This window comes from Flavobacteriales bacterium (assembly GCA_016779995.1).
Lineage (GTDB): Bacteria > Bacteroidota > Bacteroidia > Flavobacteriales > UBA7312 > UBA8444.
Map to the genome: position 1 here is coordinate 1 of JADHMO010000023.1, position 9,310 is coordinate 9,310.

The 9,310-nt window shown below is 33.2% G+C and carries 11 protein-coding genes; 6 read left to right on the forward strand and 5 right to left on the reverse strand.

The window, feature by feature from the left end; all coding sequences use genetic code 11:
- Positions 1-1,682 (forward strand): recombinase zinc beta ribbon domain-containing protein (locus ISP71_08580; GenBank protein MBL6664140.1); only part of this gene is annotated, 1,682 nt, incomplete at its 5' end.
- On the opposite strand, the gene ISP71_08585 is transcribed toward ISP71_08580, so the two are convergent.
- The 4 genes from ISP71_08585 to ISP71_08600 form a co-directional block, all read right to left on the reverse strand.
- Entirely contained in the window at positions 1,679-2,260 is a 582-nt protein-coding gene (locus ISP71_08585) for a recombinase family protein (GenBank protein MBL6664141.1), read from the reverse strand. The two genes, ISP71_08580 and ISP71_08585, sit on opposite strands and share 4 nt — an antisense overlap.
- Before the next feature lie 545 nt (positions 2,261-2,805).
- Positions 2,806-3,258, reverse strand: a complete 453-nt coding sequence (locus ISP71_08590; GenBank protein MBL6664142.1) for a hypothetical protein — start codon at positions 3,256-3,258, stop codon at positions 2,806-2,808.
- Entirely contained in the window at positions 3,233-3,883 is a 651-nt protein-coding gene (locus ISP71_08595; GenBank protein MBL6664143.1) for a hypothetical protein, read from the reverse strand. Before ISP71_08595 ends, ISP71_08590 begins: the two co-directional genes overlap by 26 nt.
- A gap of 163 nt (positions 3,884-4,046) precedes the next feature.
- Positions 4,047-4,703 (reverse strand): hypothetical protein, encoded by a 657-nt coding sequence (locus ISP71_08600; protein MBL6664144.1) that lies wholly within the window; start codon positions 4,701-4,703, stop codon positions 4,047-4,049.
- Positions 4,704-4,812: 109 nt separating this feature from the next.
- On the opposite strand from ISP71_08600, the gene ISP71_08605 reads away from it, so the two are divergent.
- Positions 4,813-5,184, forward strand: coding sequence for a hypothetical protein (locus ISP71_08605; GenBank protein MBL6664145.1), 372 nt, complete (start codon positions 4,813-4,815; stop codon positions 5,182-5,184).
- A gap of 104 nt (positions 5,185-5,288) precedes the next feature.
- Complete coding sequence (locus ISP71_08610) at positions 5,289-5,777, forward strand: hypothetical protein (GenBank protein MBL6664146.1); 489 nt, start codon at positions 5,289-5,291, stop codon at positions 5,775-5,777.
- 78 nt (positions 5,778-5,855) lie between these two features.
- On the opposite strand, the gene ISP71_08615 is transcribed toward ISP71_08610, so the two are convergent.
- The gene (locus ISP71_08615) at positions 5,856-7,196 is read right to left on the reverse strand and encodes a hypothetical protein (protein ID MBL6664147.1); all 1,341 of its coding nucleotides are present in this window, start codon (positions 7,194-7,196) and stop codon (positions 5,856-5,858) included.
- A gap of 99 nt (positions 7,197-7,295) precedes the next feature.
- Between ISP71_08615 and ISP71_08620 the strand changes: the two genes are divergently transcribed.
- The 3 genes from ISP71_08620 to ISP71_08630 all read left to right on the forward strand — a co-directional run.
- Positions 7,296-7,904, forward strand: a complete 609-nt coding sequence (locus ISP71_08620) for an SHOCT domain-containing protein (GenBank protein ID MBL6664148.1) — start codon at positions 7,296-7,298, stop codon at positions 7,902-7,904.
- A 254-nt stretch (positions 7,905-8,158) separates the two neighbouring features.
- Entirely contained in the window at positions 8,159-8,812 is a 654-nt protein-coding gene (locus ISP71_08625) for a hypothetical protein (GenBank protein MBL6664149.1), read from the forward strand.
- Between the two features lie 223 nt (positions 8,813-9,035).
- Positions 9,036-9,310, forward strand: a 275-nt coding sequence (locus ISP71_08630; GenBank protein ID MBL6664150.1) for a recombinase family protein, incomplete at its 3' end; no start/stop codon positions are given.

Genomic DNA, 9,310 nt, shown 5'->3' on the forward strand with positions numbered 1-9,310 from the left:
TAAGCGGAACTATTGACGACCGTCCCGAGTTTCAAAGACTTCTTGTAGACATTATAGATGGAGAAATAGGAAGCATATGGGCGTATGACGATAGTAGAATACAGCGAAATCCAGAAATTCGATACTTACTAAATAACACATTAAGACAATATAAGATTGACTACTATACTCATGTTAATGGTAAGGTTGATTTGTACAATCCAGAATCCGAATTAATGGGAGGTATAATGGCAGAGTTTAATAAATACTTTGTCACAATAACCAGTATTAAGATTAAAAGTGTTCTTCGTAGACGTGCATTAGGTGGAAAAGGTTGGGGCATGCCTCCATACGGATACAATTATGATGGCGAAGGCTACTACCAATTAAACGACAACGAGAAAATAGTTGTTAAGCGAATTTATGAGCTTTCACTAAGTGGAATAGGAACGGGTAAAATTGCTGATTTATTAAATAATGAAGGAATTGCAACTAGATATAATCAGTATGATGGAGAAATTCGATTAAACAAGTCCAAAGGTGCTGATAAGATTAAAAAATTACCAAAGAAACAAGTTAAATGGTCTGGGAATACGATTAGAGGAATACTCAATAACACAATGTTTTATGGCACTAAAAAAATAGGTGATTTCGCTATTGAAGTCCCAAAGCTTTTTGAACTTGACTTCTGGGAGGAGGTTAATTATAACCTTAAAAACAAAAACAAAAACAATAATCGAAGCGGAGGAACAAAAAAGTATAAATACTTACTAAACAACGTAATAAAGTGCGGGAGATGCGGACGAAACTACAATGGTAAGACTAGAGAGAATAAGAAAGACCACTTTTACTATTGTATGAGTAAAAGGGTTAAAAATGAGAACTGTGGCAATCGTAGTGTGAACATCGATAAAATTGAATTCTTTGTTTGGAGGGTGTTGTTCCAAGATGAGAGAACATTTAAAGCACTTGTTGAGGACATAGGTTCTGTTGGCAAGTTGGAACAGTATAATCAAGAATTAACCGATGCTAATAGTGAATACAAAGAATTACAACTAAAAAAGGATAGGGTTCTGAATCTTGTAAGTGAAGGTATTATGGAGATTGAAGAAGTAAGAAAGAAAATTTCAGAGTTTAGACTTCAGATTACAGAAACAAATGGCTTGATATCCAATATTAAGCAGAAGATAAATAATGTTAATTCTAATGAAATCCAAGACTTACAAAGAAGCTCAGAATATTTTAAAAAACTATCATTTTTGGAAAGAAAAACATTAGTGGAAAAATTTATTGAATCTGTTAAGATTCATTGGGTTGAGAATGAAATTGATGGCGATACTATTCGGTATTATCTTATTGAAGTAATTTATACTATAAATAATATAGTAGAGGTCTACACTAATCATTATGGGTTGGATTTAGATACTTGGTTGAATGTTAAATATGACAAAGTGTTAGATGATATTTACTTCGACTATAAGTTCGTACCTAGCACAGAATATTTCTTTGAAGAATCACCATTTAGGATAGGAAATGATGGCGATTTTTGGACAGACTACACTACATTGGTTCCATATGGTGACATCAATTTCTGGACTACTGAGGATTTAGAAGACCATTATGGAAAAGTCAAATACAGAAAGTTTTTTAAAGAATTGGAGCATAAAACTAATAGTACCTTGATTCGAAAGATATTAGGTTAGTTAAGACCTACTTTTTTAACTTTCGTAACGGTAGTTTGTGAAACACCAACAATTTTACTAATTTCTTTTCCCGTATAGCCTTTTTTAAGTAATTGAAGTACTTTCTTATTAACAGGTTTACTCAAAAAAGTAAGATTGTCTTCTGTTGTTCCTTTCATTCTTCCGTAGTACAGACCACGAGATTTTCTTAATTCAATTCCCTGACGTTGATTCTCTAAAATTTGTTTACGACCCATTTCACCGACAATTCCGAGTATACTGATAACCAACTTAGAAATAGAATTCTCGTTTCCATTATCATCAAGAGTTCGTAAGCCTTGTGAAATGAAGTAAACACAAATTGAATTTTCATTGAAAAAATGTAGACTATTCATAATATCTCTTAAATCTCTTCCTAGTCTATCAATCGACCAAACATTAAGGGTAAAATCTATGTCCTTGTTAATCAAATTAATTAATTGTTTACCCCCTTCTCTTTCGAATAAAGGAATGCTACCAGAACATTTATCTTCAAGAACTAAATCATAATCAGTCTCATTTATTCTTTGTCTATCGGATTTCTGCTCAATTGTACTCACTCTCGTATATAAAACTCTCATATTTTCTTTTATTTATTATGAATGTACTAGACGACAACGTAATAGATTTACCGTGGTGAAGTTTATCATCAAAATTGTGATTTTATCAACGTAATTTAAAGTGATAACTGTGAGCACTGCATATACAGACGGTATCAATCACAGGTATACTCTAAAAGTGCTATTTACATATAGTAATTTAAAAGTTGCTTAATCAAAAGAATTTGAATTTTTTCGTTGGTTCAATAATTTGGCAAAAAAAAATTGGGAAAAAATTTCGTGGACATCCGACCAAATATCGGATAGGCGTACTTTTAGGGGCTAATTTTTAATACGAAATTAGCCCTTTTTTTAGCGCCTATTTTAACAGTTTCTACGAAAATATTGTAGTTTTATTGTATACCTATTTTTATTTCATAATCTTCATCTGGTAGCTCAGCTATCCCGTTCAGGGCTCTGGAGCGTTGGTTTTTATAATAGAGTAGTGATTGAAGGAGTTTTACGAAACAATTATAAATGTGGTCTGTAGAGTCTGAGGAGCATATTTAGTTAGAATATCTGAAAATTATGTTTTCTGCGTAGCTTTTTTTGATTTCTTTCAAATCAGCGACATCATGGTGGCTGTTTTCTTTATAGAACTCTAATAAGTCATCAGGATTAAAAAACAATGATTTTCTAAACTCATTCCACACAAAATCTATACTCATCTCATTATAGTTATTCAGAGTGCTTAGGAAAGATATCAATTTGTCATTTTTTATGCCGTGATACTCTAATGCCTCTGTATATTCGATAGATTTTAAAGTGTACGACATCTGCAACTTATTAAACTGGAAACTTAACATAATCAGTTCTGAATCCATGAACAAGGTTTCTTTGTTCCAAAATTTAAGAAACATCATCAGATTAGGATAGGTTGAATTTATTTGGGTATCGTAAAAATGAAGGCCAGCAATCGGCATTATTCCAGAACTAAATTGGACATAAAGATTTCTCATAGAATTGTTTTTCACCCTTCCTAATTATTTGTCTCCCTGAAAAAAGGTCTTTCTTAATGATATACTTATATGTTTTGTACGTGGGAACATCTGTTTCGCATTTCACCATAATTCTAGACTTGGGGTCATTAATATAGACCCCAAAATATGTATCAACCAAATTATATATTCTATTAAGATTCAGGTTTTCTACATCAGTTCCAATATGTATATGCATATTGGAACCTTTTGTGTGGTCATCATCTTCGACTCCATAAATAAAATTATTTTCAGGAAATTCCTTTTTTAACCTGCCCATGAAATCATCGAATATTGCTCTACTTTTATATTTCGAACTTGGGTTAATGGTTGTAAAACTTTTTATCTCAAAATTGATAAGAGGTTGCGTTTTTCTGTTCTTGTTTTTACGTTTTGGCATGTATTCATCTACAATAGAATAATCGACTCTATAAGTCCCACGGATTTTCACAATCAAATCTGATTTTTGATACTTGCCATTTTTAAGCTTTTTATTTCTAGCCCTGACAACTTGGTAATGAAGCCCAGTAATTTGGGCAATTTGTTTGAGGTTATAGTAAATGGGTAGCGTACCACAGTTTTTTTTGTTTAGTATATTTTTTTTCATCGTTCAAGTATATAAAAGGCCTAGACTGATTCTAACATCAATTACCTTGGTTACAATTGTAGGCCATTTTAAAAAAAACGAAAGTGTTGTTTCTTATTTGTTGACTATTTCGAATAAATAGTTAAAAAAAAGCTCGAACTATTTTCATGTTTTAATGAAAATGTTAATTATTGAAACACTCACTCCTTTCACTCCGTTGAACAACAATCATCATTTTTAGAGTAAAATCATGAGGGTTTCGAATTACTCCGAGAGTCATATTATCTTCTATGGCTTCGGTAAACACATATGCCTTTGCCTTTAACTCGTCATATAAATCCAAATAAGCGTCCCACGCCTCAGGCAAGTTTAAATCTTGGAGCAATTCTTCAAACCTTGTTTGATTTATTGTTAATAGCTCGTTAGGGTTATCGTTAAGAATTTTCTCCTGCATCAGCTCAAGAATGATACCCCAGTCATGCTGAAAGCCCGCATGATTAATACCTTCACTGGTTACAAACTTCAGTTTATGTATTTTCTCCCATCGTTCTTTCATGTCATTTTCTTCCAAATCTAAAAGGTTGGTGATTGATAATAGTTTATTTTTTTTTGAGCTCCAATATTTATTGAATTCCGTAAAAAAATTGAAGGAGTCTTCTCTGCTTTTAAAGCTTGATGAATCGAACTTGGGATTCGATTCTATAAACGCTTTAGCAGCAAGAACCCCCATGGAGGTCTGATGTAAATAGGTATCCCCATTTTTAAAGATTTGTGACGTCCAGCATATTTTCTTCTTGATTTTGTGTTGGTATTGAAAAATCAGTTTTTTTGAGTTGCTCATTTTATATACATATAGTAATATTTAATTCAACTAATCAACATATAATAGTTACATAACTTGAGATTATTTAAACAGAAGTAAAGTAATTATATTAGAGAAAAATTATACTATGAAATATCTAATTGCGTTCTTGTTGGTTTTGCCATTATTAAGTGCTTGCGAACCTTGTGACTGTCAACCAACTGTAGAAGAGCCTGTAGTAAATTGTTACACTGTGAGATATGAAGCTACAGGAACTGAAGACTATAATCTATTCAATGTTGTAAATTCCACAGGAGGATTAGACTCTTATAACAACGCCGCTAATTCAGATTGGAATTACGAATTCGAAGCATGTACAGGTCAGTATGTAGGATTGGCATTGGATGGCCAAATTACAACAATTAGTAACTATTCAATTAAAATCTATCTTGATGATGTATTATTCAAAGAAGCTAACGGGACTGGAGACTTGTTCATCACTCAAACACCATTACCATAAAAAAGAACAACAAAATTTCGATTACAGTTTCGAGGTGCCTTTTCTCAACACAATTTCTAGTTGGAAGTTTATATTAAAATGTGGTAATAAACCGTAAATAAAACATGTCATTATTAAAAAAATATTCTTGTCCGAATTGCAATAAAACCTTATCAGGTTACTCTAAAAAGGGAATAGAGTCCTTTCATACGAGTGTTGGAATTCCACTAGTTATTTGCGATAAATGTCAAGGAGATATATCAATGGGGCATAAGCCATTTTCTCAAATGGGCTTTGGAAGGAAATCTCTTGAATATATTAAGACTGGACTCAACATACTCTTAAAATCAATATATATCGCTGTATTCGTGCCATTTTTCCTTGCAATGATAGTTGTAGGGTGTGAATCCTTAACAGGGGTTAAACCTCCAAATGCTCTTACAAATTTAGATTCGATGTATGTTATTAGTCTTTGGTTAATATTTTTGGCACTTATTGTTATTTATAAATTCAGAAATTATCAACAATATTACAATTGGATTGAGGAGCAAACCAATGTTGGTAAACAAAAAATTACCCTTGAAGAATTTTTAGATAAATATCCAGATTGGTAAATACGAACTACTGAAACACGAATAAACCGATAACGAGAAAGTTTAAGGTTTAGTACCAACTTATTTGTTTAAGATGGATTAGAGTTTTGGAGCAGGCCGATTCCAATTTGTGAGGTACTGGACTATACCCGCATAGTATTCTAGAACCATTTTTTCTATTTCGACTATGAACCCCTTATTAGACTCGAATTTCGCTTTAAACTTCGACATTAACACCACGTTAAATGCTTGAATTTCGCGTCCATTTGTTTCATCAAGAATAGAATCTATTGCTGTCAGAGGAACCCTAATGTGCTGTCTAGCATGTTTCACATCTACCTCTAGAAGTAAGTCGTTAGAGATTTGATTGAAAACCTCTTCATTCTTCTTTTTTGCATTTTCCAGTTGCTTGGTTATCCAAGTAATTCTTGCTTTGGTTCCTTTATCTTGTGGCGGAATCACTTTAACAGACATTGAAACTGTTTTAACTTCAAAATCAAGCCTTATTTTAATATCCGAAACTGAATTTTTAATACTGAGATTACCAAATAATTCAAAGTTCGATTTTAATCTTTTAGCATCTTCTGTTATACTTGTAGCTAGTCTTGGAGTTGATTTTACAAATACTCCGAGTTCTCTGGAAAGAAGTAATGCCATATCTCTTTCCTCCTCATGCCAGCTTTCAATTGCTTGAACAACCTCGTCTGATTCAATTTTTAGAGGTCGTCTATCTGTTATCATCCCAACAGTCTTATTCCAGCCATCTTTCATTTTATGATAGCCGCTTACGCCTGACGCTGGAGCATCGATATAGTGAAGTACTTCTTTCATTATCTCTACTTGGTCTTCATCCTCAATATTGGTTTCATTTTTGAAAAGCAGAATTTGCCCCTTTGTCATAAGGTATGTCCATGAGAAGTGGAATAGGTCAAAGTTCTTTGAGATGGATTTATCAAGCTTTATAGGTGATTGGCTAGAATCCGAAACGAAGTCATTTGAAACTGTTACCATTTTAGAAACTCCAATTTTTTTGAGAACTGAAATGTATTTTTCTATTTGACCTTTCTCTAATGGGTTGTTTTTGTTTTTCATTTCAAAACCAACTGCATCTTTTATTTTTTTATTAACAACGACAATTATTAAACCATCGATACGACATGAAGCATCGACGTGCTTAAAGGTAACTTCCGAAAAGTAATATGCCTTTCCACCCCGAGGCAATTTGATTTCTTTAAATATAGAGTCACGATATTCCTTTATCAATCGAAGTGAACTAAGAAAAATAGATGTGAGGGCGCCTTCATCTCCTGTTTTTAAGAGAGGAATTAGTCTTGCTTCTCTAACAGCAATAGAAGACTCTTTACCGCCCTCGCAATGGTCTAAGAACGCCTCGTAGTCGAGCCCAATTAAACCCTTAGTAAATTCACTTTTTTTAAACATGGCTTTTTTTCGAAATATATAAACAATTCAAAACATTAAAAAGGGGCTAGCCAATTAAACTATTATTTCTTACTTTGGAGGCTCAATAAATTAACAATTATGAAAACAATTATTTTAGTCATGACTCTGATGCTGAGTCTGACAAGTTTGGGACAAAAACTGAAAACAGTTGATAATTTCGATATGTCAACTCCGTTTGATGAAGTAAAGAACAGTTACAAAATGAGCTTCTTTATTGAAAATAGTCTGACTTTGGCTGATGGCTCTGCTATAATTATAGGGGATGAATTAAAGTTAGGTACTTCTGCTAGTAAGCTTTCGAACAGTTATGAAACTATATTTATAGGAACAATAAATGGACTCACTACCGCTGCAGTGGCAGGTGCACCGCCTACTAGAGCTTCTACAGCTTTCAAAGGCAATACATACATATTGAGTAAAATAAAATGTATGAGATTTCAGGGTCAATTAAGTTTTCAACTAGAGTTGACTAATTCAAAATCGACAGCAGCACTTAAGAGTATGAAAACTATAGTAGCAAGTAGTTTGTCTCTTGAAAATGGTGAGTTAGTTAACCCGAATGCACCTATGAGTAGTGACGAAGCTCTCGCTGAATTGAAAAGAGCAAAAGATAAACTAGACCTCGGGCTTATTACACAAGCTGAATTTGACGAAATAAAGTCAAAACTAGCTCCACTTATTAAGTAAATAATAATACTATTAGCCACTTTAACGAGTGGCTTTTTTATTATTTACATTTATATTTTGCTCTTAACGTATCGGTTAATATGTGTGACTCACCAGAAACCTGTCCATCTAAGTCACACCAATCACCCCACATAGTGTCTGCGCCCATACGGGTATCTCTCACCCATTCGCCCGTTTTTGGTGAGGGGGTGGAAATGTTGGGAAACCTTAAGCGGTGAGGAGTTCTTTTATTAACTTTAAAAAAAATGTATTTTATGAAACGATTTTTAGGAATATTAGTGGTTCTAAGCTGTTTGTCTTCTTGTGGTGAAGGTGTAAAAGAAGCTGAGAACCGAAAACAAATAGAAAGAGCTATTGAAAATAATAAAAGGGCTAAAATTGAAAAAGCTATAAAAGATAGCGTTGATAGAGAAAAAGTTGGAGATAATTACAGAGCAACAGAAAAGCTCAGAAAGGAATTGTCTGGAAAAAAATTTATAGCACCATGGTCTTTGGATTTTATCCAAAAAAATGGTTCGCCAGAAACACTTTCAGGAACAGATGGGAAAACATGGGTCGCTTACTTTAGGGATGGTGATATAACGGTGGTGAAGGATAAAAAGACAGATATTATTACCAATGTTATTAAGGGTTATAATTCTCAATTACAATTAGACCCCTCAAACAAATTGAGGAAAATGATAGGTAAAAGAATGACTTTTAATAAATACACTGAAACAATAAGTTCCATTAGATACGGCAAGAGAACAAAGCTGAGTAAAGAACATTGTATTAATAATGACTGTGTTAATTATTATTCAAAAGGTAATTTTACTACCTTGGAATATACTGAATTCAATGACGATGGGGACTTTGTTACATTAAAAAAGATTGCACAAGGTGAAGTACCTTACTTAGCAGAATACTAATTCGATTAATTATGAGCCTCGCAATGTAAGATTTGTTAGGGGTATTTAACTTGCCACCCTCTTGACTGTCAGTCAAGGGCTGTAGCCAGCTAAGTTGAATTACCACATCATTAATAGAGTAACATCTGTAGTGCTATTAACGATGAGGTAGTGATAAACATATGCATTGCTCTGTAGCCTCAACATGTTTAAATCATATATTTGATGAGTAAGATGAAAGCATATGAAAGTAGGAATCTATTGTAGAATCTCAAAGGATAAAGGAGATAAGGACAAGAGTATTGAAGACCAGTCTGAACTGGGCAAAGAATTCTGTGTATGCAATAAATTCGATTATGAACTGTATATTGATGAGGGAATAAGCGGAACTATTGACGACCGTCCCGAGTTTCAAAGACTTCTTGTAGACATTATAGATGGAGAAATAGGAAGCATATGGGCGTATGACGATAGTAGAATACAGCGAAATCCAGAAATTCGATACTTACTAAATAACAC

Bases quoted from the DNA above. Each gene is read 5' to 3' on its own strand.
- ISP71_08620 (MBL6664148.1), top strand. From the start codon at position 7,296: ATGAAAACAATTATTTTAGTCATGACTCTGATGCTGAGTCTGACAAGT.
- ISP71_08600 (MBL6664144.1), bottom strand. From the start codon at position 4,703: ATGAGCAACTCAAAAAAACTGATTTTTCAATACCAACACAAAATCAAG.
- ISP71_08590 (MBL6664142.1), bottom strand. From the start codon at position 3,258: ATGAGAAATCTTTATGTCCAATTTAGTTCTGGAATAATGCCGATTGCT.
- ISP71_08605 (MBL6664145.1), top strand. From the start codon at position 4,813: ATGAAATATCTAATTGCGTTCTTGTTGGTTTTGCCATTATTAAGTGCT.
- ISP71_08625 (MBL6664149.1), top strand. From the start codon at position 8,159: ATGAAACGATTTTTAGGAATATTAGTGGTTCTAAGCTGTTTGTCTTCT.
- ISP71_08610 (MBL6664146.1), top strand. From the start codon at position 5,289: ATGTCATTATTAAAAAAATATTCTTGTCCGAATTGCAATAAAACCTTA.
- ISP71_08615 (MBL6664147.1), bottom strand. From the start codon at position 7,196: ATGTTTAAAAAAAGTGAATTTACTAAGGGTTTAATTGGGCTCGACTAC.
- ISP71_08595 (MBL6664143.1), bottom strand. From the start codon at position 3,883: ATGAAAAAAAATATACTAAACAAAAAAAACTGTGGTACGCTACCCATT.